Source organism: Frankiales bacterium (assembly GCA_016125335.1).
Lineage (GTDB): Bacteria > Actinomycetota > Actinomycetes > S36-B12 > CAIYMF01 > Longivirga.
The window spans coordinates 25,596-47,503 of record WGLY01000016.1; the positions used below are offsets into that span (position 1 = coordinate 25,596).

Annotated in this window: 18 protein-coding genes; 12 read left to right on the top strand and 6 right to left on the bottom strand. The window is 75.9% G+C overall.

Going from position 1 to position 21,908, the window contains the following annotated elements:
• Positions 1–5: 5 nt before the first annotated feature.
• Positions 6–197 (bottom strand): hypothetical protein, encoded by a 192-nt coding sequence (locus GC157_09390; GenBank protein MBI1377678.1) that lies wholly within the window; start codon positions 195–197, stop codon positions 6–8.
• Positions 198–316: 119 nt separating this feature from the next.
• Between GC157_09390 and GC157_09395 the strand changes: the two genes are divergently transcribed.
• A complete protein-coding gene (locus tag GC157_09395) occupies positions 317–1,105 on the top strand; it encodes an acyltransferase (GenBank protein MBI1377679.1) in 789 nt (262 codons plus the stop codon).
• Positions 1,106–1,112: 7 nt separating this feature from the next.
• Here the strand turns inward: GC157_09395 and GC157_09400 are convergent, their stop codons facing one another.
• From GC157_09400 to GC157_09420, 5 genes are all read right to left on the bottom strand, one after another.
• Positions 1,113–1,676 (bottom strand): GNAT family N-acetyltransferase, encoded by a 564-nt coding sequence (locus tag GC157_09400; GenBank protein ID MBI1377680.1) that lies wholly within the window; start codon positions 1,674–1,676, stop codon positions 1,113–1,115.
• Between the two features lie 87 nt (positions 1,677–1,763).
• Positions 1,764–3,215: a PQQ-binding-like beta-propeller repeat protein gene (locus GC157_09405; protein MBI1377681.1), complete on the bottom strand. Its 1,452-nt coding sequence runs from the start codon at positions 3,213–3,215 to the stop codon at positions 1,764–1,766.
• Positions 3,216–3,310: 95 nt separating this feature from the next.
• Positions 3,311–4,573: a glycosyltransferase gene (locus tag GC157_09410; protein ID MBI1377682.1), complete on the bottom strand. Its 1,263-nt coding sequence runs from the start codon at positions 4,571–4,573 to the stop codon at positions 3,311–3,313.
• Between the two features lie 54 nt (positions 4,574–4,627).
• A complete protein-coding gene (locus GC157_09415) occupies positions 4,628–6,124 on the bottom strand; it encodes a DUF1957 domain-containing protein (protein MBI1377683.1) in 1,497 nt (498 codons plus the stop codon).
• Between the two features lie 17 nt (positions 6,125–6,141).
• The gene (locus GC157_09420) at positions 6,142–6,915 is read right to left on the bottom strand and encodes a methyltransferase domain-containing protein (protein MBI1377684.1); all 774 of its coding nucleotides are present in this window, start codon (positions 6,913–6,915) and stop codon (positions 6,142–6,144) included.
• A gap of 130 nt (positions 6,916–7,045) precedes the next feature.
• Between GC157_09420 and GC157_09425 the strand changes: the two genes are divergently transcribed.
• From GC157_09425 to gatB, 11 genes are all read left to right on the top strand, one after another.
• Positions 7,046–7,714, top strand: a complete 669-nt coding sequence (locus tag GC157_09425; protein ID MBI1377685.1) for a methyltransferase domain-containing protein — start codon at positions 7,046–7,048, stop codon at positions 7,712–7,714.
• Between the two features lie 117 nt (positions 7,715–7,831).
• Complete coding sequence (locus GC157_09430; GenBank protein ID MBI1377686.1) at positions 7,832–8,605, top strand: maleylpyruvate isomerase family mycothiol-dependent enzyme; 774 nt, start codon at positions 7,832–7,834, stop codon at positions 8,603–8,605.
• Between the two features lie 166 nt (positions 8,606–8,771).
• The gene (locus GC157_09435) at positions 8,772–9,551 is read left to right on the top strand and encodes an electron transfer flavoprotein subunit beta (protein ID MBI1377687.1); all 780 of its coding nucleotides are present in this window, start codon (positions 8,772–8,774) and stop codon (positions 9,549–9,551) included.
• 14 nt (positions 9,552–9,565) lie between these two features.
• The gene (locus tag GC157_09440; protein ID MBI1377688.1) at positions 9,566–10,519 is read left to right on the top strand and encodes an electron transfer flavoprotein subunit alpha/FixB family protein; all 954 of its coding nucleotides are present in this window, start codon (positions 9,566–9,568) and stop codon (positions 10,517–10,519) included.
• A gap of 64 nt (positions 10,520–10,583) precedes the next feature.
• Complete coding sequence (gene mnmA, locus GC157_09445) at positions 10,584–12,878, top strand: tRNA 2-thiouridine(34) synthase MnmA (protein ID MBI1377689.1); 2,295 nt, start codon at positions 10,584–10,586, stop codon at positions 12,876–12,878.
• 89 nt (positions 12,879–12,967) lie between these two features.
• Positions 12,968–14,020 carry a methionine synthase gene (locus GC157_09450; GenBank protein MBI1377690.1) on the top strand — a complete coding sequence of 351 codons (1,053 nt, stop codon included), beginning with the start codon at positions 12,968–12,970 and terminating at the stop codon, positions 14,018–14,020.
• A 64-nt stretch (positions 14,021–14,084) separates the two neighbouring features.
• Positions 14,085–16,247, top strand: coding sequence for an NAD-dependent DNA ligase LigA (ligA, locus tag GC157_09455; protein ID MBI1377691.1), 2,163 nt, complete (start codon positions 14,085–14,087; stop codon positions 16,245–16,247).
• A gap of 164 nt (positions 16,248–16,411) precedes the next feature.
• Positions 16,412–18,484, top strand: coding sequence for an EAL domain-containing protein (locus GC157_09460; protein MBI1377692.1), 2,073 nt, complete (start codon positions 16,412–16,414; stop codon positions 18,482–18,484).
• A gap of 62 nt (positions 18,485–18,546) precedes the next feature.
• The gene (gene gatC, locus GC157_09465; GenBank protein ID MBI1377693.1) at positions 18,547–18,852 is read left to right on the top strand and encodes an Asp-tRNA(Asn)/Glu-tRNA(Gln) amidotransferase subunit GatC; all 306 of its coding nucleotides are present in this window, start codon (positions 18,547–18,549) and stop codon (positions 18,850–18,852) included.
• 8 nt (positions 18,853–18,860) lie between these two features.
• Positions 18,861–20,363 (top strand): Asp-tRNA(Asn)/Glu-tRNA(Gln) amidotransferase subunit GatA, encoded by a 1,503-nt coding sequence (gene gatA / locus GC157_09470; protein MBI1377694.1) that lies wholly within the window; start codon positions 18,861–18,863, stop codon positions 20,361–20,363.
• A complete protein-coding gene (gatB, locus tag GC157_09475; protein ID MBI1377695.1) occupies positions 20,360–21,895 on the top strand; it encodes an Asp-tRNA(Asn)/Glu-tRNA(Gln) amidotransferase subunit GatB in 1,536 nt (511 codons plus the stop codon). Before gatA ends, gatB begins: the two co-directional genes overlap by 4 nt.
• The last annotated feature ends 13 nt before the right edge of the window (positions 21,896–21,908 follow it).

Consider the following 21,908-nt stretch of genomic DNA (forward strand, 5'->3'; position numbering starts at 1 on the left):
GGGGGTCACTCGTACCAGACGTTGGTGGTGAGCCCGGCCATGGGCGAGACCAGCGGGGGCCGGTCGGACCAGTCGACGACGACCGGCGCCTCGGGGGCGAGGGTCGCGGCGTCGAGCTCGCGGTCGAGCGCCTCGAGGTGCACGGCCTCGAGGACGTGCGGGGCCAGCGGGGCGAGGTCGGCGATCACGTCGGTCATGGGTCCAGTGTCGCCCCTGCGTGTGTCGTGCTCGTGTCGGGCCGTCGACGGTCCTGTGTCGGATCCCCAGCAGCCGCAAGCACTTCCGGCGCTTGTGAGGTCGTGACGTGCTGCTCGGTGTGATCGGTTCCACATTCCGCCGGCTGCGGCGGCTGCCGCCGCGCGACCCGCGCCAGGCGGCGTTCCTCACCTGGGCGTCCCTGCGGTGGTGCTGGCGCAACCGTGCGTTCACGCCCTGGTACCTGGTGCGCTACCTGCGGCTGCTGCGGCTGCGGCTGCGCCACCCCGACGTCGTCACCGAGGGCATGGTGTTCATCGGCCGCCGGGTGGAGCTGTACGCCCGCACCGGGTACGCGCGGCTGGTGCTGGGGCGCTGGGTCCACCTGGGCGACGAGAACCGGCTGCGGGCGCACGAGGGCACGCTGCGCGTGGGCGACAAGGTGGTGCTCGGCCGCGACAACACCGTGAACTGCTACCTCGACGTCGAGATCGGTGCCGCGACGATCGTCGCGGACTGGGTCTACGTCTGCGACTTCGACCACGTCTACGACGACGTCCACGTGCCGATCAAGGACCAGGGCATCGTCAAGACACCGGTGCGCATCGGGCCCGACTGCTGGGTGGGCACCAAGGCGACGGTGCTGCGCGGCTCCACCGTGGGCCACGGGAGCGTGCTCGCCGCGCACACGGTCGTCCGCGGGCCGGTGCCGCCGCTGTCCGTCGTCGGGGGAGTGCCGGGCCGGGTGCTCAAGGACCGGCGCGAGGTCTACGCGGCCACCGCCGCGACCCGGGCCGCGCTCGAGGACATCGCCCGCAAGACCGCACGGGCCGCCGGCGTCGCCGCCGATCCCGTCGTCACGGCCGCAGCACCCGGCGGCGAGCCCGGGCCCCGGTCGCCCGGTCGGTGACGACGCGCTAGGACCGTCCGCGCAGCCGGGCCACCTGCGCGCTGCGGTCGATCCAGTAGCGCCGCTTGGGCGACTCCTCGCCGTCGGCGACGACGTCCTCGAGAACGCCGCCGGCGCCCTCGATGGTGCGGGCCGAGCCGACGTTGTCGTCGTCGCACGTCACGAGGACGCGCTCGACACCGAGCCCGTCGGTGACGGTGAGCGCCTGCCGCAGGATGGACGCCGCGTAGCCGCGCCGCCGGTGGCCGGGGCGCACGCCGTAGCCGATGTGACCGCCGAGCCGGAGCAGGAAGTCGTTGAGCTCGTGGCGGATCGAGACGCGCCCCACGATCTCCTCGCCGCGCAGCGCGACGAGGAACGTCGTCGGCACCCAGTCGGCCGGCACCACGCCGCGCTCCTCGGCGGCGGTGCGCTCGACGAACGCGGACCAGTCCTCGCCGTCCTCGCGGAAGGCGAAGCGGAAGCCGTCGCGGGCGAGCTCGGCCTGGGCGGCCGTCACCTGGGCCTCGTCGTCGAGCGAGAGCGGTCGCAGGCGCACCGGCTCGTCGAACCCCGTACCGCCGGTGTCCATGACCCTCCTCGTCGTGCGTCGTCGCGTGCGCGTCACCCTAGGCACGCCGCAGCGCGGGTCACGACGCCGTTTCCGCCGGGGCGGCCCTCACGAGGTGCGCACGAACGTCACCCCGGCGAGCGTGGGCACCACGAGCAGCGGCCCGCTCGCGGCGGGCGTGGCGAAGCGCGAGGCCGCTCCGACATCGGTCGCGGACCGGCTCTCGCCGGTGGCGGGGTCCAGCGCGTGCAGGGTGCCGCCCGGGTCCAGCGACCACACCACGCCGCCGCCCACCACGGGGGAGCCGGTCACTGACCCGTCCGCGCGCCACAGCACGGACATCCCGCCGTCGGCGCCGATGCGCACGGCGGTCACCCCGTCGGTGCACGGGACGTAGACGACGTCGCCGTCGACCGCGGTGCCGCCGAACGACGCGCAGACCTGCGCCTGCGACACCTCCCCGCCGATGCCGCCGAGGTCGCCCTGGCGCAGCACGTACGCCGTCCCCGACTTGCCCGCGGCGAACACCCAGCGGTCGCCGACCAGTGCCGGCCCCTGGGAGCCGAGGTCGAGGTCGGCGGCGTTGTCGGCGGCCCAGGTGGCCGGCGAGAACGAGTCCGCGAGCACGGGGCCGCCCGCCCCGGACGGGTCGATGTCGAGGACCGAGTCGCTGTGGTCGTAGGGGTCGCCCGGCCCGGAGGCGCCGTTGCCCACGGCGACGAGCAGGTGCCCGCGGCCGTCGACGACGGCGCCGGGCGGCGTCCAGATCCCGGCCTCGCGCCGGGTCGGCACGGTGTACTCCACCAGCTCGCCGGTGCCCGAGAGCGGGGCGCCGACCAGCCGGCCCTTGTAGTCGCCGCAGTCGCCCGCGAGCCCGCCGAAGGGCACCCACACACGACCCGCGGCGACGGCCAGCGCCCCGCGCTGCTGCATCGCCGTGCGGTCGACGCCCGGCAGGTCGACGTCGCGCCGCCACGCGACCGAGCCGTCGCGGGGGTCGAGCGCCACCAGCTCGTGCCGCGGCGGGCCGCCGTGCTCGGCCACGAGGTACACCAGACCTGTGCCCGCGTCGTACGCCGGCGTGCCGGTGATGCCGAGCGGGTCGATGTTCCCGCAGGGCAGCTCGGACCGCGAGGCAGGCGTGCCGAGCTCGGTGCGCCAGCGCGTCGACCCGTCGGTGCCGAGCCCGAGCACGACGTCGGCCTCGGTGGCGACCACCACGGTGCCGTCCAGCACGAGCGGCGAGGCGTACACGGCCGCGCCCGCGTCCACCCGGGCGAGCACGACCGGGTCGCCTGCGGCGGCCGGCATGTCGGCCACCCCGGACCGGCGGGCGTCGCCGTGGTAGGCGGGCCAGTCGCGCGCCGGGGGCGGGGCCGCCCTCGACGACGCCGGGGGCGAGGAGGCCGCGGTCGGCGCCGAGGAGGCCGGCCCGCTGCCGTCCGAGCCCGGCGTCGCGCCCGAGCTGCACGCGGCGAGCAGCACGGCCAGCGCCGGCATCAGCGCGAGGGCGGTGGCGCGTTGGGGTGTCGGGAGGAGCCGGGTCCGGTGAGCGCGCACGCCCCAGTCTCACCACGCGTGCGCGCCGCGGCCGGCGTCGCGACCCGACCGTGACCGATGGCCGGAGCCCCGGCCCCAGCGCCGTGCGGCAGGCCTCAGGTGGCGTCGCGCAGGAGGTTGCCGTCGCGCACGACCATCCGCAGCGCCGGCGCCGCCGGCGCGCCGAGCAGGTCGCGCTCCTCCACCACCGCGCGCCGGTACACCTGCACGGTGCGCTGCGCGAGGTCCGGCCACGCGTTCCCGGCCAGCACCCGGGCGCGGGCGGTGCGGGCCATGCGGCGCGCGCGGACGTCGTCGTCGAGCAGCGCCGAGACGGCGGTCGCCAGCGCCCGCGCGTCGAGAGGCTCGAACAGCAGCCCCGTCACGCCGTCCTCGACGACGTCGGCCAGGCCCCCGGTGCGTGCCGCCGCCAGCGGCGTGCCCGCGGCCATGGCCTCGAGCGCGACGAGGCCGAACGGCTCGTAGACGCTCGGCACCACGACGGCGTCCGCCGCCCCGAGCACCGCGGCGAGCTCGTCGGCGGGCAGCCAGCCGGTGAAGCGCACCGCGCGTCCCAGGCGCAGCCGGCGCGCCTGCTCGCGCAGCGCCTCCTCCTGCGACCCGCGCCCCACGACCAGCACCCGCAGCCCCCGGTGCCGCCGGCGCAGGGCAGGCACGGCGTCGAGCAGCACGTGGCCGCCCTTCTCCCACTCCACGCGCCCGGCCGTCACCAGCAGCGGGCCGTCGCCGGCGTGGGTCGCGCGGGCGCGCGCCACCTCGCGCCGAGGGGCGCGCCAGCGCGCCGCGTCGACGCCGTTGGGCACGAGGTCGGCCTTGCCGGGCGGCAGGTCGAAGAGCCGCACGACCTCCTCGCGCATCGCGGGCGAGCAGGTGATCACACGCCTCGCCTCGAAGGTGAGCCACCACTCGGTGGTGTGGATCGAGCGCGACAGGTCCGACGGCAGCCAGCCCTGGTGCCGCCCGGCCTCGGTCGCGTGGACCGTGGCGACCACGGCCACGCGCCAGTCCTGCCGCAAGGTGGCCGCGGCGTGGGCGACTACCCAGTCGTGCGCGTGCACGACGTCGGGGCGCCACTGCTCCCCGAGGGCGAGCGCGCGCCGCGTCAGGGCGTGCTCGAGCGAGACGACCCAGGCGAGGAAGTCGCTCATCCCGACCACCGGCGGGTCGTGCGGCGCGCGCACGACCCGGACCCCGCGCACCACCTCGTCCGTCGCCACGCCCTCGCCGCCCGGGTGCTGGGTCACCACGACGACGTCGTGCCCGGCCTCGGCCTGCGCCTCGGCCAGCGCGTGCACGTGGCGGCCGAGGCCGCCGTAGACGAGCGGCGGGTACTCCCACGACAGATGCAGCACCCGCACGCCCGGCAGGCTAGGCGCCCGAGGCGCACGTCGCCTCCCTGGGGCCGGTCGCGGTCAGGCCAGCAGGCGGGCGTCCAGCGACCCGAACGGCCCGTCGACGACGCGCAGCCGCTCGGCGAGCCGCAGCGCCGCCGCCCCGTCGCCGCGCTCGACGAGGTCGGCGAGCGCGCGCGCCTCGTGGTGGTGGCGGGCGTGCCGGTCGCGGGCGTACCCGGCCGCGGAGTCCTTGGTGACCATGAAGGCCCAGTCGCTGGCGAGCGCCAGCAGGGTCGAGCGGGCCAGCTGGTCGCGCGCGGCGTCGCGCGCGTCGGTGGGCACGGCCAGCACCTTGGCCACCCGCTGCCGCAGGTCGTCGTGGTCGCGCACGAGGTCGGCCACAGCCTCGCCGTCCCACACCCGCCAGTCCTTGCCGGAGCCCCAGGAGCCGGACCGCAGCTCGAGCGACCCCTCGACGTGCCCGGCCTCCACGGCGCCCGCCAGGGTGGTCACGCGGACCCCGGCGCGCGGCAGCGCCGTCAGCACCGCCTCCAGCCACGCCGGCCCCTCGTGCCACCAGTGGCCGAACAGCTCGGTGTCGTAGGCGGCCACCACGAGCGCCGGCCGGCCGTCGCGCGCGGCCGCGAGGTCGACCAGCCGGCGGCGCACGACGTCGACGAAGTCGGCCGCGTCGCGCGCCACCGCCTCGGCCGCGCGCCCCGGGTCGTACGGCGCCTTCTCGTGCGGCGGCGTGGTGGTGCTGGTGACGCGGGCCGGCCGGAAGCCGGAGTCGTGGTCGAAGGTGTGGAAGTCGCGGTACCAGCGGCCGCCGGGGTAGCCCTTGCGCGGCGACCACACGCGGTAGGTGACGTCGAGGTCGCGGGCGAAGGCCACGACGTCGCTGCCCCCGACGGTGACCGCCGCGGCGGTGCTGCCGCCGGAGCCGAGCATGGTGGGCCCGTCGACGAGGAACCGCCGCACGCCGGCGCCGGCGTAGACGGACTCCAGCCCCGGCCGGTAGCCGCACTCCGGCGCCCAGATCCCCTCGGGCCGCACGCCGAGCCGCACCGTGGTGTCGTCGAGTCCGGTGCGCAGCGCGAAGCGCGCCCAGTCGTCGTCGAGCAGCGGCTGGAACGGGTGGGTCGCGGGGCCGCCGAGCAGCTCGACGGCGCCGGAGTCGAGCAGCCGCCGCAGCACCGGCGAGAAGCCGGCGGACCAAGCGGAGCCGGCCGCCTCCAGCGCGTGCTGGGACGCGCGGAACTCCCGGGACCCGAGCTCGCGCATGGCCGGGTCGCGGTGCGTGGCCAGGCCCTCGGCGCGCACCTGCCAGAAGCCGAGCCAGGTGCGGAACTGCCGCAGCAGGTACGGGTCGTCGAGCTGGGCGGCGAGCACGGGGGTGACGCCGAGGGTGAGCAGCTCGGTGCGGCCCCGGTCGGCGAGCCGCTCGAGCACCTCGACGACGGGCAGGTAGCTGGTGGCCCACGCCTGGTGCAGCCACTCCTCGCCGACCGGCCAGGCGCCGTGGTGGGCGAGCCAGGGCAGGTGGGTGTGCAGCACGAGGCAGAACGTGCCCACGGGCTCCTGAGCCCTGCTCACGGCCGCACCGCCGTGAGCAGCAGGTCCTGGGCGTCCTCGGCCCCGCCCACGACGAAGTCGTCCGCGCGGACCGTCGACACGAACGCGGCGAGCTCCGCGTCCGCCCCGGCCGGGCCGACCACCGCCCGCACCTGCGCGGCGACCACCGGCTCGCCGCGGCGGCGCTCCCAGGCCGCGACGCGCGACCCGTGGTGCAGCCCGACGACGGCCGTCCGCTCGAACCCGGCCGCGGCCACGAGAGCGCTCAGCTGCTCGGCGTCGAACTCCTCGACGTGGAACGGGTTCGTCGGCCGCTCCCCGCGGCCCAGGCCGGGGGAGAAGACCGGCCGGTTGGGCGTGGAGAGAACGAGCCGCCCGCCGGGGCGCAGCGCCGCCGCGCAGCCGGCCAGGAACCCGCGCAGGTCCCAGAGGTGCTCCACCACCTGGAGGCTCACCACGGCGTCCGCGCGCCCGGGCGCGATCGGCAGCGCCGCGAGGTTGGCCCGCACCGAGCGGACGTCCGGGTACGCGGAGGCGGCGTGCCGCACGGCTGCCTCGTCGTACTCGAGGGCGACCACCACGCGGGCGCCGGCGGCGCGCAGCAGGTCGGCGCCGTACCCCTCGCCGCTGCCGGCCTCGACCACGGCGGCCCCGGCGACGGGCAGGCCGCCGAGCGTCGCCACGGCCCAGCGGTAGGCGGCCTCGTGCCGGGCGAACCAGTACTCCTCGCCGGGCACGCCCGGCAGCGTGCGCTCGCCGGTCAGCGGGAGGGGGTGCGCCACGGCGCCCACCCTAGGCAGGTGCCGTGCTCGGCAACGTCCTCTCCTTCGGGCGGAAACCGTCGGTGGCGACGGGCAGACTGGCCCTGTGACCGAGGGACAGGGGGCCCGGGCGCGACGGGCGGGCGCCGGGGGCGACGGCGTGCCGCAGGCCCGCGGCGACTCCCACAGCACCGTCCCCGCCCAGCCCACGGGCGCGCCCGACGACCTCGCCCCGTCGGCCCGCGAGGCCGCACGGGCGTGGGACGCCGAGGCCGACGCCTTCGACGCCGAGGCCCACCACGCCCTCGACGAGCCCACCCTGCGCGAGGCCTGGTGGGACGTCCTCGAGGGCGTGCTCCCCACGCCCCGCGCCCGCGTCGCCGACCTCGGCTGCGGCACCGGCTCCGTGGCGGTCCTGCTCGCGGAGCGCGGCTATGCGGTCACCGGCGTGGACGTCTCGCCGCGCATGCTCGAGCTCGCGCGGGCGAAGGCCCGCAGCCACGGCGTGCGCGTCGCGCTGCGCCACGGCGACGCCGCCAGCCCGCCGATCGCCCCCGGGAGCGTCGACGTCGTGCTCACCCGCCACGTGCTGTGGGCCCTCGAGGATCGCCGGGCCGCGATCGACGGGTGGTTCGGGCTGCTCGCGCCCGGCGGCCGGCTCGTGCTGGTGGAGGGCTTCTGGCACACGGGCGCGGGGATCCCCGCGGACGAGCTGCGCGCCCTGGTCGAGCGACCCGGGGTGCAGGTGGCCGTGGCGGCCCTCGACGACCCGCTGCTGTGGGGCGGTCCCATCGAGGACTCGCGCTACGTCGTCACCGCGCGGACCTGAACCGCCCCGTCGCGCAGCGTCCGCCCGGGGGACCCCGGCCCCGCAGGGCCGGCGGCCGGCGTGGTCGACTGGGGGCGATCCCCGCACCGCCGGGGCGCCCGCCCCGAGGACCGCCACGTGAGCACCACGCCGTCGAGCCAGCACGCCGCCGCCCCCCTGCGCGCCTCGCACGAGCGGCTCGCCGCCCTCGTGACGGGCCTCGACGAGGACGCGCTGCTCGCCCCCTCCTACGACGACGACTGGAGCATCGGCAAGGTGCTCTCGCACCTCGGCAGCCAGGCCGAGATCTTCGACCTCATGGTCGCGGCCGCGGCGGCGGGGGAGCCGGTGCCGGGCAACGAGGTGTTCGGCCCGGTCTGGGAGCGCTGGGACGCCAAGGCCCCGGTGCAGTGGCGCGACGACCTGCTGCGCGCCGACCGCGCGCACCTCGAGCGGGTGGAGTCGCTCGACCCCGACGTGCGCATCCCGCTGTTCGGCACCGACTACGACGTGGCCGGCTACGTCCGGTTCCGCCTCGCGGAGCACGCGGTGCACACGTGGGACGTGGCCGTGGCGCTCGACCCCGCCGCCACGGTCTCGCCCGACGCCGTCGCGCTGCTCCTCGACGGCCTGGGCGCCACCGCCGCCCGCGCGGGCCGCGGGTCGGCGACGCCGTTCCGGGTGCGCGTGGGCACGACGGACCCGGCGCGCGACCTCGTCGTCACGGTGGCCGACGGCGTCACGATCGCGCCGGCCGAGCAGGACGACTCCTACGACGGCTCGGTGGACCTGCCGGCCGAGGCGTTCCTGCGGCTCGTGACCGGCCGGCTCGACCCGGACCACACGCCGCCGTTCAGCGAGTCGGGCGCGCGCGGGCTCGCCGACCTGCGCGCGGCGTTCCCGGGGTACTGACCGGCACGGGGCGGGCCCGGTTCGCCCCCGGAGTTACCCACGGGTAACATCAGCGGGAGACGCCCGGACCCCGCCGCCCGGCAGGGGAGGCAGGTCCGGCATCCTGGCGCACGGCAACGGAGTGGGGCGACGGCGCCCCACGGACGAGGGAGGTCGGGCACCGACCATGAAGATCGTCGTACTGGTGAAGCACGTCCCGGACGCCGCGGGCGACCGGTCCTTCGCCGCCGACCTGACCAGCGACCGCGCCGCGGTCGACGGCCGGCTCTCCGAGCTCGACGAGTACGCCGTCGAGCAGGCGCTCCAGCTGGTCGAGAAGGCGGGCGAGGGCGAGATCACGTACCTCACGATGGGCCCGGAGGCCGCCGCCGAGGCGCTGCGCAAGGCGCTGTCGATGGGCGGTGACGCCGGCGTCCACGTCGTCGACGACGCGCTGCACGGCAGCGACGCCCTGGCCACCAGCAAGGTGCTCGCGGCCGCGCTCGGCAAGCTCGAGTGGGACCTCGTCGTGGCCGGCATGGCCTCCACCGACGGCACGATGAGCGTCGTCCCCGCGATGCTCGCGGAGCGGCTCGGGGTGCCGGGGCTCACCCTCGCCTCGCAGCTGACCGTCGCCGACGGCACGGTCACCATCCGCCGCGACGGCGACGACGCCTCGACCACCGTCACGGCGCCGCTGCCCGCGCTCGTGTCCGTCACAGACCAGACCGGCGAGGCCCGCTACCCGTCGTTCAAGGGGATCATGGCCGCCAAGAAGAAGCCGGTCACCACGTGGTCGCTGGCCGACCTCGGTGTCGACGCCGGCGAGGTGGGCCTGTCCGCCGCCTGGTCGGCCGTCGAGGCCGCCACCAAGCGGCCGCCGCGCGCGGCCGGCGTCGTGGTCACCGACGAGGGCGACGGCGGCGTGAAGCTCGCCGAGTTCCTCGCTGCCGGCAAGTTCATCTGAGAGGCGTGGGTCCCATGGGAGAGGTTCTCGTGCTCGTCGACCACGTCGACGGTGCTGTCCGCAAGACCACGACCGAGCTGCTCACCCTCGCCCGCCGGCTCGGCGAGCCCTCGGCCGTCGTGCTCGGCCCGGGCGCGGAGAAGGCGACCGAGACCCTCGGCCGCTACGGCGCGGCCAAGGTCTACGTCGTCGACGCCCCGGAGATCACCGGGTTCCTGGTGGCGCCCAAGGCCGAGGCGCTCGTCGCCGTGGCGCAGAAGGCGTCGCCGGTCGCGATCCTGGTGACCTCCAGCGCCGAGGGCAAGGAGATCGCGGCGCGCGCCGCGGTCCGGCTCGACTCCGGCCTGGTGACCGACGCCGTCGACGTCGACGGCGACGGCGTCGCCACGCAGTCGGTGTTCGCGGCGTCCTACGTCGTCACCTCGAAGGTCACGCACGGCACGCCGATCATCACGGTCAAGCCCAACGCCGCGACGCCCGAGGAGGCGCCCGCGGCGGCAGCGGTCGAGAACGTCGAGGTGACGTTCAGCCCGGCCGCCACCGCGGCGCGCATCACCGACGTCGCCCCGCGGCAGAAGTCCGGCCGGCCCGAGCTCACCGAGGCCGCGATCGTCGTGTCCGGCGGGCGCGGCGTCGGCGGGGCCGAGGGGTTCGGCGTCATCGAGTCGCTCGCCGACTCGCTCGGCGCGGCCGTGGGCGCCTCGCGCGCCGCGACCGACGCCGGCTGGTACCCGCACGCCTTCCAGGTGGGGCAGACCGGCAAGACCGTGAGCCCGCAGCTCTACATCGCCAACGGCATCTCCGGCGCGATCCAGCACCGCGCCGGCATGCAGACCTCGAAGACCATCGTCGCGGTCAACAAGGACTCCGAGGCGCCGATCTTCGAGCTCGCCGACTTCGGCGTCGTGGGCGACCTGTTCGACGTCGTCCCGCAGCTCACCGACGAGATCGCCAAGCGCAAGGGCTGATCCCGCGGCCTCACCGGCGGAACGGCTGCCTCCCGCAGCGGGACGCAGCCGTTCCGCCGGTGACATGCGGTGCGGACGTGCTGACCTAGACTGCCGGGGTGTCCGACGCCCGGGTCTACCTCGACCACGCGGCGACCTCGCCGATGCGGCCCGAGGCCCTGGCCGCCATGACGGCCGAGCTCGCGGCGGTCGGCAACCCGTCCTCTCTGCACACCTCCGGACGCCGCGCCCGCCGGGTCGTGGAGGAGTCCCGCGAGAGCATCGCGGCCGACCTCGGCGTCGCTGCCGGGGACGTCGTGTTCACCTCGGGCGGCACGGAGGCCGACAACCTCGCGATCCAGGGCCTCTACCGCGCGCGCCGGCGCGCGGACGGACGCCGGCGCCGCATCCTGGCCTCGTCGGTCGAGCACCACGCCGTGCTCGACCCGGTCGAGTGGCTCGGGCGCGCCGAGGACGCCGACGTCACGTGGCTCGCCGTCGACGAGCTCGGCCGGGTGCGGCTCGACTGGCTCGAGAAGCAGCTGCGGGAGGACCCCGGCTCGGTCGCGCTCGTCACCGTGATGTGGGCCAACAACGAGGTCGGCACGGTCCAGCCCGTCCGCGAGGTCGCGGCGCTGTGCGCGGAGCACGGCGTGCCGCTGCACTCCGACGCGGTGCAGGCGGTCGGCTCGCTCGACGTGGACGCCTCGGTGGTCGACTCGCTCGCGCTCACCGGTCACAAGCTCGGCGGCCCGCTCGGCGTGGGTGCCGTGGTGCTGCGGCGGGGCCTCGAGGTCGACCCGCTGCTGCACGGCGGCGGGCAGGAGCGCGACGTGCGCAGCGGCACGCTCGACACCCCCGCCATCGCCGGGTTCGCGGCGGCGGTGCGCGCGGCCGTGCTCGACCGCGAGGAGCGCACCGCGCACGTGGCGCGGCTGCGCGACCGGCTCGTCGCCGAGGTCTCGGCGTCGGTCGACGGCGTCACGCGCAACGGCGACCCGGTGGACACCCTCCCCGGCATCGCGCACCTGTCCTTCGACGGCTGCGAGGGCGACGCCCTGCTGCTGCTGCTCGACGCCGCCGGTGTCGACTGCTCGCGGGGCTCGGCCTGCTCGGCCGGTGTGCCGCAGCCCAGCCACGTGCTGCTGGCCATGGGGGTCGAGCCGCGGGCCGCGCGCAGCTGCCTGCGTTTCTCGCTCGGCCGCACCTCGACCGACGCCGACGTCGACCGGCTCGTGGAGGTCCTGCCGGCCGTCGTCGCCCGCGCCCGCCGCGCCGGGATGTCGCCGTGAGGGTGGTGGCCGCGCTCTCCGGCGGCGTCGACTCCGCGGTGGCGGCCGCGCGCGCCGTCGACGCCGGCCACGAGGTCACCGGCGTCCACCTCGCGCTCTCGCGATCACCGGAGAGCCACCGCACCGGCTCGCGCGGGTGCTGCACGCTCGACGACGCGCGCGACGCCCGCCGCGTGGCGGACGTGCTCGGCATCCCCTTCTACGTGTGGGACCTCTCCGAGCGCTTCGCCGAGGACGTCGTGGACGACTTCGTCGCGGAGTACGCCGCGGGACGCACGCCCAACCCGTGCCTGCGCTGCAACGAGCGCATCAAGTTCTCCGCCGTCCTCGACCGCGCGCTCGCCCTCGGGTTCGACGCCGTCGCGACCGGCCACTACGCCCGGCTGGCCGACGGCCCGCGCGGCCGCGAGCTGCACCGGGCGGCCGACGTGGCGAAGGACCAGTCGTACGTGCTCGCCGTGCTCGACGCGGACCAGCTCGCCGGGGCCATGTTCCCGCTCGGCGACACGGTCAAGGCCGACGTGCGGGCCGAGGCCGCGCGGCGCGGGCTGCTGGTGGCGGACAAGCCCGACAGCCACGACATCTGCTTCGTGCCGTCCGGCGACACCGCGGGCTGGCTGCGCGAGCGCCTCGGCGCCGCTCCGGGCGACGTCGTCGACGCCGAGTCCGGCCGTACCCTGGGCCGTCACGACGGCGCCTTCGCGTTCACGGTGGGCCAGCGCCGCGGCCTGCACCTCGGCGCCCCGGCCGCCGACGGCGGCCGCCGCTACGTCGTCGACGTCGACGTCGCCACGTCCACGGTGCTCGTCGGTCCGCCGGTGCTGCTCGAGGTCGACCGCGTCGAGGCCGAGCGTCCGCGCTGGTGCGGCCCCGCGCCCGACGGCCCGCTCGAGTGCCACGTGCAGCTGCGTGCGCACGGCGAGCCCGTCGAGGCCGTGGTCGAGCACGACGGCGCGACGCTGGTCGCGTCCCTGCGCTCGCGCGTGCGCGGCGTCGCGCCCGGGCAGGCCGTCGTCGTCTACGACGGCACGCGCGTCGTCGGCAGCGCCACCATCTCCCGCACCGCGCGCACCGGCCCGGCGACGTAGCACGGACGGCCTGGCCGGGCCGCGGCCGGTGGACGTCACCGCAGCACTCCCGGCCTGAGCACGGCCTCGCACCGGCATAGGGTCGGCGCGTGGCCGACACTCCGCCCGACCCGCTCCCGGCCGCTGCGACGGCGGTCGGCTCCATGCCCGGCACCGACGTCCGGGAGGCCGTGGCCGTCGTCGTCGGCGAGCTCGGCCAGGGCGACGGCGTCCCGCACCTGCCCGAGCTGCCGGCCCGCGGGCCGGGGGCCGACCTCGTGGGCCGCACCGCGGGGCTGCTCGCCGCGGTGAGCCCGGACCTGGCCGTGGAGACGACCCCCACCGGGTGGCGCTTCGCCGACGCCCCGGGGCGCGAGGCGCGCCGGGCCGCGAGCTGGCTCGGCGAGGACCTCGATGCCTGGGAGGAGGCGCTCACCGGCTTCCGCGGCCGCGTGGACGCCTCGCTGGCCGGTCCGTGGACCCTCGCCGCCACGGTGGAGCTGCGCAGCGGGGAGCGCGCGGTGCGCGACCCCGGTGCCTGCCGCGACCTCGCCGAGGCGCTCGCGGCGGCGGTCGCCGACCACGTCGCCGAGCTGCGCCGCCGGCTCCCGGGCGCGCGGATCGGGCTGTGGCTCGACGAGCCGGCGCTGCCCGCGGTGCTGGCCGGGTCGCTGCCCACCCGCAGCGGCCTGGGCCGGCTCGCCGCGGTGGACGACCCGGTCGTGGAGGCCGGGCTGCGCACGGTGCTCGACGCGATCCGCGCGGCGGGCGCCGAGCCGGTGGTGCACTGCTGCGCCGAGCGGCCGCCCTACGACCTGCTCGTGCGGTCGGGCGCCGCGGCGGTGTCGGTCGACCTCACCCGCCACGACCGCCGCGACGACGACGCGGTCGGCGAGCTCGTCGAGGCCGGACGCGTCCTGGTGGCGGGCGTGCAGGACCCGACCGGCCCGGCAGCGTCACCGGTGGGCGCTAGCGTCGGGCTCGTGCAGGACCTCGGACACCGCCTCGGCCACGGCCCGGAGGCGACGGCCTCGTGGGTGCAGGTCTCGCCCACGTGCGGGATGGCGGGCGCCTCGCCGGCCCGTGCCCGCGCCACCCTGGAGCGGCTGCGCGAGGTCGGCCGGGCGCTGCGCGACGAGGAGCCCGATCGTGGCGAGGGGTGAGCGCGCGGCCCCGACGCCCGGGGACCTCCCGGTCGACCCTGCCGCCGACAGTCCCGACGACGGCGTGCCGGCCGAGTCGGCCGCGCGCTGGCGCGAGCTGGTCGAGCTGGTCGAGGACGCCCGCCGCCGCTACTACGTGCAGGACGCGCCCACCCTGTCCGACGCCGAGTACGACACGCTGTTCCGCGAGCTCGAGCAGCTCGAGGCGGCCCACCCGCAGCTGGTGTCGGCCGACTCGCCCACGCAGGCGGTCGGCGGCGAGCGGTCGGAGATGTTCGAGCCGGTCGAGCACCTGCAGCGCATGCTCAGCCTCGACAACGCGTTCAGCAGCGAGGAGCTCGCCGCCTGGGCCGCCCGCATCGAGCGCGACCTCGGCTCGGTGCCCGAGCTGCTCTGCGAGCTGAAGGTCGACGGCCTGGCCGTCGACATCGTCTACGAGCGCGGCCGGCTGCGCTCGCTGGCCACCCGCGGCGACGGCCGCGTCGGCGAGGACGTCACCTACAACGTGCGCTTCATCCCGGCGATCCCGCGCACGCTCTCGGGCACCGCCGAGCACCCGGTGCCCGACCTCGTGGAGGTGCGCGGCGAGGTGTACTTCCCGGTCGCCGACTTCGACGCCCTCAACGCCGAGATGCTCGAGCTGGGCCGCTCCCCGTTCGCCAACGCGCGCAACGCCGGTGCGGGCACGCTGCGCCAGCGGGTCGACCGCCGCGAGCAGGAGCTCGCCGCGGCGCGCGAGCGCGGCGCCTCGTCCGTCGAGCGGCTCGAGGGCGAGCTGGCCCGCGCCACCCGGCGCCTGGAGCTGCTGCGCCTCGTGGTGCACGGCGTCGGCGAGTGGCAGGGGCACGAGCCGTCGCGCCAGTCCGACGCCTACGCCGCGCTGCGGGGCTGGGGGCTGCCCACCAGCGACCGGGCCCGCGTCGTCGCGGACCTCGCCGGGGTCGAGGAGTACGTCGCCTTCTACGGCGAGCACCGCCACGACGTCGAGCACGAGATCGACGGCGTCGTGGTGAAGGTGGACGACCTCGCCACCCAGGGCCGGCTGGGGTCGACCTCGCGCGCTCCGCGGTGGGCGATCGCCTACAAGTACCCGCCCGAGGTCGTGCGCACGCGGCTGCTCGACATCATGGTCAACGTCGGGCGCACCGGACGCGTGACGCCGTTCGCCGTGATGGAGCCCGTCCGGGTGGCCGGCTCGACGGTGTCGATGGCGACCCTGCACAACCAGGAGGAGGTCGTCCGCAAGGGCGTCCTCATCGGCGACCTGGTGTTCCTGCGCAAGGCCGGCGACGTCATCCCCGAGGTGCTCGGCCCGGTGGTCGAGGAGCGCACCGGCCAGGAGCGCGCCTTCGTCATGCCCACCCGCTGCCCGTCGTGCGGCACGCCGCTCGCGCCCGCGAAGGAGGGCGACGTCGACATCCGCTGCCCCAACCAGCGGTCCTGCCCGTCGCAGCTGCGCGAGCGGGTGTTCCACGTCGCCTCGCGCGGGGCGCTCGACATCGAGGGCCTCGGGTTCAAGGCCGCCGTCGCGCTGCTCGACGACGGCATCGTCTCCGACGAGGGCGACGTGCTCGGCCTCACCGGCGAGGACCTCGCCCGCTCCGCGTTCTTCACCCGCGACGGCGGGGGAGGGCAGCGGGTGCTCACGGCCAACGCGGAGAAGCTCCTCACCGAGCTGCGCGCCGCGCGCGAGCGGCCGCTGTGGCGGGTGATCGTGGCGCTGTCCATCCGGCACGTCGGCCCCACCGCGGCCCAGGCGCTGGCGCGGGAGTTCGGCGACCTCGACCGCATCGCGGCCGCCTCGGTCGAGGAGCTCGCGGCCACGGAGGGCGTCGGCCCGGTCATCGCCGAGGCGCTCCTGGACTGGTTCTCGGTCGACTGGCACCGCGAGGTGGTCGAGAAGTGGCGCGCCGCCGGGGTGCGCCTGGCCGAGGAGCGCGCCGACACCGGCCCGCGCCCGCTCGACGGCGTCACCGTGGTCATCACGGGCACGGTGGAGGGGTGGTCGCGCGACGGCGCGACCGCCGCCGTGCAGGAGGCAGGCGGCAAGGTCAGCGGGTCGGTCTCGCGCAAGACCGACTTCGTCGTGGTGGGCGAGAACCCCGGCTCCAAGTACGACAAGGCGGTCGAGCTGGGCCGCCCGGTGCTCGACGCCGGCGGCTTCCGCGTCCTGCTCGAGCAGGGCCCCGACGCCGCCCGCGAGGTGGCCTCACCGCCCCCGGCCTGAGCCCGCGACCCGGCGTCCCCGCAGGTGGGAGGCCGGACGGGCGGACGGTGCGGGCCTGGCCGGACCGGCACGAGGGCTCAAGTCGTCGCCCGTCCGGCCGATCTCCCAGGGGACGGCAGGCGAGGCGACCTCGCGTGCCCTGCCGTCCCGAGCCTGGAGGGCGCATGGGCGCGCGCGAACGACCGTCCCTGTGGGGGTGGTCCCTGTTCGCCCTGACCTGGCAGTTCAGCGTCCTCGTGGGATGGGTGCTCGTCGCCGTCGCGCTGTCCGAGCTGCGCCACGTCGACCTGGCCGCGATCGGCTGGCCCCTGGTCGTCGTGGGCGCCCTGGCCATGCTCGGCGAGCTGCGCCCGGTCATCGCCTCGAGCAACTACGTGGGCTCGGGCGTGGCCATCTCGACCGCGTTCGTGTTCGCCGCTCTCTACCTGTGGGGCTTCGCCACCGCCGTGGTGCTGCAGGCGGTGGCGATCCTGCTGGGCGAGCTGGTGCAGCGCAAGGCGGTGTGGAAGGTCCTCTTCAACGTGGGCCAGTACGTCATCAGCGTCGCCGCGGCGTGGCTGGTGCTCTACGCCGCCGGCGTGGCCACGACCTCGGCCGTGCCGCGCACGCAGTTCGCCGGCGTCGACATCGCCTGGGTGCTCGCGTCGTGGCTGGCCTACCACCTGGTGAACCTGGCGCTCGTCGCCGGCACCGGCGCCTCCGAGGGGCAGACCTGGTGGGAGTCGTTCACCGAGGACTTCTGGTACTACACCTTCTCGACGCTGTCCGTCCTCGCGGTCTCGCCGTTCGTCGTCGTGATGGCGTCCACGGCCTGGCAGTTCGTGCCGCTCCTGCTGCTGCCGCTCGTCGGCGTCTACAAGACCGCGGCGATCTCGCGCGACAAGGAGCGCCAGGCCCTGCACGACGCGCTGACCGACCTCCCCAACCGCACGCTGCTCCAGCAGCGCGTCGAGGAGTCGCTGGCGCTCAGCCGTCGCGACGGCGGGTCGCTGGGCCTGGTGCTGCTCGACCTCGACCGCTTCAAGGAGGTCAACGACACCCTGGGGCACGCCGCGGGCGACGCGCTGCTCGAGGTGGTGGCGCGCCGGCTCGTGGGCGCGGTGCGGCCTGGCGACACCGTGGCGCGGCTCGGCGGCGACGAGTTCGCGGTGCTGCTGCCCGACGTCGACCACCCCACGGACGCGGTGGAGGTCGCGGGCCGGATCAAGCAGGCGCTGTCCGAGCCGATCCGGCTCGAGGGCCTGCTCATGGACGTCGACGTCAGCATCGGGATCGCGCTGAGCCCCCAGCACGGCGAGGACGTCGACGTGCTGCTGCGCCACGCCGACGTCGCGATGTACGTCGCCAAGGGCGAGCAGACGGGCATCGAGATCTACGACGCGGCCCGCGACCCCAACTCGCCGAGCCGGCTCGGCAGCGTCACGGCCCTGCGCGAGGCGCTGGACCAGCACCAGCTCGAGCTGCACTACCAGCCGAAGGTCGACCTCGGCGACGGCACCGTGGTGGGGGTCGAGGCGCTCGTGCGCTGGCGGCACCCCGAGCGCGGCCTCGTGCCGCCGGACGAGTTCATCCCGCTCGCCGAGCGCACGGGCCTGGTGCACCGCGTGACGTCGTTCGTGCTCACCTCCGCGCTCGACCAGGTCGCCGAGTGGTGGCGGCACGGCATCCAGGTGCCGGTCGCGATCAACGTCAGCATGCGCGACGTGCAGGACACCGACCTGGCCGGACTGGTCGCCGCCGAGCTCGACGCGCACCACCTGCCGCCGGCCGCCCTGGTGCTGGAGCTGACCGAGAGCGTGCTGGCCCACGACCCGGCCCGGGCCGTCGCGACCCTGCGCGAGCTGGCCGATCTCGGCGTGCTCAGCTCGCTCGACGACTTCGGCACCGGCTACTCCTCGCTCGTGCTCCTCGAGCGCCTGCCGGTCGCGGAGATCAAGATCGACCGCTCGTTCGTGCGCCGCCTCGACGAGAGCGGGGCGGACCCCGCGATGGTGCGCTCGATCGTCGGGTTCGCCCACGGGCTGGGCCTGTCGGTGGTCGCCGAGGGCGTCGAGACGTCGCTGACCTGGAAGGCGCTGCGCGACATGGGCTGCGACGTGGCGCAGGGCTACCGCGTGGCGCGGCCCATGGGCGCCGCCCAGGCGACCCAGTGGCTCGTCGAGCGGGTCGTGCGTGGCCCGGCCGAGCGGGCCGGCCTGCGCGTGGTGGGCGGCGGCGAGGGTCAGGGCGGCGGCTGAGGCCTCGAGCACGCCCGGCACCGCGGTCGGGGCGACGTGCTGCGCTCCGTAGGATGACCGCCATGCCGGACACCCCCTCGATCACGCGCGAGGACGTGGCGCACCTCGCCCGTCTCGCCCGCATCGACCTGCCGCCCGAGTCGCTCGACCACTACGCCGAGCAGCTCGGCGTCATCCTCGGGGCCGTCGCCCAGGTGTCCGAGGTCGCGACCGCCGACGTCCCGCCCACCAGCCACCCGCTGCCGCTGGTCAACGTCTTCCGCGAGGACGTCGTGCGTCCCACGCTCAGCAACGCTGAGGCCCTCGCCGGCGCCCCGTCGGTCGAGTCCGAGCGCTTCCGGGTCCCGCGCATCCTGGACGAGGAGTGAGCCCCGGCATGGCCGCCACCGACCTGGTCCGGCTCACCGCGGCCGAGACCGCCACCGCGGTCGCCGACGGCAGCGTGTCCGCCGTCGAGGTGGCGCAGGCCCATCTCGACCGCATCGCCGCGGTCGACGACCGCGTGCACGCCTTCCTGCACGTCGACACCGAGGGCGCCCTCGCGGCCGCCGGGGCCGTCGACGCGGCGCGGGCCTCCGGCGAGGTGCTCGGCCCGCTGGCCGGCGTCCCGCTCGCGCTCAAGGACGTCCTGACCATGCGCGGCGTGCCCACCACCTGCGGGTCGCGCATCCTCGAGGGCTGGCGGCCGCCCTACGACGCCACCGTCACGCGCCGGCTGAAGGAGGCCGGCGTCGTGATCCTCGGCAAGACCAACATGGACGAGTTCGCCATGGGGTCCTCCACCGAGCACTCGGCCTACGGCCCCACGCACAACCCCTGGGACCTCGACCGGATCCCCGGCGGCTCCGGGGGAGGCAGCGCGGCGGCGGTGGCCGGGTACGAGGCGCCGCTGGCCATCGGCACCGACACGGGTGGCTCGATCCGCCAGCCGGCGGCCGTCACCGGCACGGTGGGCGTCAAGCCCACGTACGGCGGCGTCTCCCGCTACGGCCTGGTCGCGCTCGCGTCCTCGCTCGACCAGGCCGGCCCGTGCAGCCGCACGGTGCTCGACGCCGCCCTGCTGCACTCGGTGATCGGCGGCCACGACCCCCTGGACTCCACCTCGATCGACGCCCCGGTGCCCGACGTCGTGGGCGCGGCACGGCGCGGCGACGTGCGCGGCATGCGCATCGGCGTGGTGCGCGAGCTCGGCGGCGAGGGCTACCAGGCGGGGGTCCGGCAGCGGTTCGAGGAGACCGTCGAGCTGCTCGGCTCCCTCGGGGCCGAGGTGGTCGAGGTGTCCTGCCCGCACTTCCCCTACGCGCTCGCCGCCTACTACCTGATCCTGCCGAGCGAGTGCTCGAGCAACCTCGCCAAGTTCGACGGCGTCCGGTTCGGCCTGCGGGTGGGCGAGGACGACGGCGACCCGTCGATCGAGCAGGTGATGGGCCGCACCCGTGCGGCGGGCTTCGGCGACGAGACGGTGCGCCGCATCATGCTCGGCACGTACGCGCTGTCGGCCGGCTACTACGACGCCTACTACGGCTCCGCGCAGAAGGTGCGCACGCTGATCCAGCGCGACTTCGCCGCTGCCTTCGAGCAGGCCGACGTCCTCGTGTCGCCGACCGCGCCCACCACGGCCTTCCGGCTCGGCGAGAAGCTCGACGACCCGCTGGCCATGTACCTCAACGACATCGCGACGATCCCGGCCAACCTCGCCGGCACGCCGGGGATGTCGCTGCCGGTGGGGCTCGCCCCGGAGGACGGCCTGCCGGTGGGCCTGCAGATCATGGCTCCCGCCATGGCCGACGACCGCCTCTACAACGTCGGCGCCGCGGTCGAGGCCGCGCTGCTCGACCGCTGGGGGCACCCGATCCTCGAGGAGGCCCCGGCGCTGTGAGCACCACCACCAACGACGCCGTGCTGCCCTACGACGAGGTCGTCGAGGCCTTCGACCCCGTGCTCGGGCTCGAGGTGCACGTCGAGCTCGGCACCGCGACCAAGATGTTCTGCGGCTGTCCCACGCTGTTCGGCGCCCCGCCCAACACCCAGGTGTGCCCCACCTGCCTCGGGCTGCCCGGGTCCCTGCCCGTGGTCAACGAGGTCGCGGTCGAGTCGGCCATCCGCATCGGGCTGGCGCTCAACTGCTCGATCGCCGAGTGGTGCCGCTTCGCGCGGAAGAACTACTTCTACCCGGACATGCCGAAGAACTTCCAGACCTCGCAGTACGACGAGCCGATCTGCTTCGACGGCTGGCTCGACGTCGACGTCGAGACCGACGAGGGCGTGCGCACGTTCCGGGTGGGCATCGAGCGGGCGCACATGGAGGAGGACACCGGCAAGACCACGCACCAGGGCGGCGCCACGGGCCGGATCCACGGCGCGGACTACTCGCTGGTGGACTACAACCGCGCGGGCATCCCGCTCATCGAGATCGTCACCAAGCCCATCGAGGGCACCGGCCGCTACGCGCCGGAGGTGGCCCGGGCCTACGTGACGGCGCTGCGCGAGCTGCTGCGCGGGCTGGGCGTCTCCGACGTGAAGATGGAGCAGGGCTCGCTGCGCTGCGACGCCAACGTGTCCCTGCGGCGCACGCCGTCCGACCCCTACGGCACGCGGACGGAGACCAAGAACGTCAACTCGCTGCGCTCGGTGGAGCGCGCCGTGCGCTACGAGATGACCCGCCAGGCGGCCGTGCTCACGGCCGGTGGGCACATCACCCAGGAGACCCGGCACTGGCACGAGGACACCGGCACCACGACCTCGGGCCGCAGCAAGGAGGAGGCGGAGGACTACCGCTACTTCCCCGAGCCCGACCTCGTGCCGATCGCGCCGTCGCGCGAGTGGGTGGAGGAGCTGCGCGCCACGCTGCCGGAGAACCCAGCAGTGCGACGTGCGAGGCTGCAGGCGGCCTGGGGGATCAGCGACTTCGACATGTCCGCCGTGGTCAACGCCGGTGCCCTCGACGTCGTGGAGGCCACCGTGGCCCTCGGCACCGACCAGGCGTCCGCGCGCAAGTGGTGGCTCGGCGAGCTCGCCCGCGTCGCGAACGAGCGCGGCGTCGAGGTGGGCGACCTGCCGATCACGCCGGCGGACGTCGCGCGCGTGGAGCAGCTGGTCGGCGAGGGGGCGCTCAACGACAAGCTGGCGCGCCAGGTGATCGACGGCGTCCTGGCCGGCGAGGGCGACCCGGGCACCGTGGTCGCCGCCCGCGGGCTGGCCGTCGTCAGCGACGACGGGCCGCTCCTGGCGGCGATCGACGAGGCGCTGGCCGCCCAGCCGGACGTCGCGGACAAGATCCGGGGCGGCAAGGTGGCCGCGGCCGGGGCGATCGTCGGCGCGGTCATGAAGGCCACCCGCGGCCAGGCCGACGCCGCTCGGGTGCGCGCGCTGCTGCTCGAGCGCCTCGGCGTCACGGAGGAGCAGGCCTGATCCGCCACTACTA

Bases quoted from the DNA above. Each gene is read 5' to 3' on its own strand.
- GC157_09440 (MBI1377688.1), top strand. From the start codon at position 9,566: ATGGGAGAGGTTCTCGTGCTCGTCGACCACGTCGACGGTGCTGTCCGC.
- GC157_09460 (MBI1377692.1), top strand. From the start codon at position 16,412: ATGGGCGCGCGCGAACGACCGTCCCTGTGGGGGTGGTCCCTGTTCGCC.
- mnmA (MBI1377689.1), top strand. From the start codon at position 10,584: ATGCGGTGCGGACGTGCTGACCTAGACTGCCGGGGTGTCCGACGCCCG.
- GC157_09390 (MBI1377678.1), bottom strand. From the start codon at position 197: ATGACCGACGTGATCGCCGACCTCGCCCCGCTGGCCCCGCACGTCCTC.
- gatA (MBI1377694.1), top strand. From the start codon at position 18,861: ATGGCCGCCACCGACCTGGTCCGGCTCACCGCGGCCGAGACCGCCACC.
- GC157_09400 (MBI1377680.1), bottom strand. From the start codon at position 1,676: ATGGACACCGGCGGTACGGGGTTCGACGAGCCGGTGCGCCTGCGACCG.
- GC157_09435 (MBI1377687.1), top strand. From the start codon at position 8,772: ATGAAGATCGTCGTACTGGTGAAGCACGTCCCGGACGCCGCGGGCGAC.
- gatC (MBI1377693.1), top strand. From the start codon at position 18,547: ATGCCGGACACCCCCTCGATCACGCGCGAGGACGTGGCGCACCTCGCC.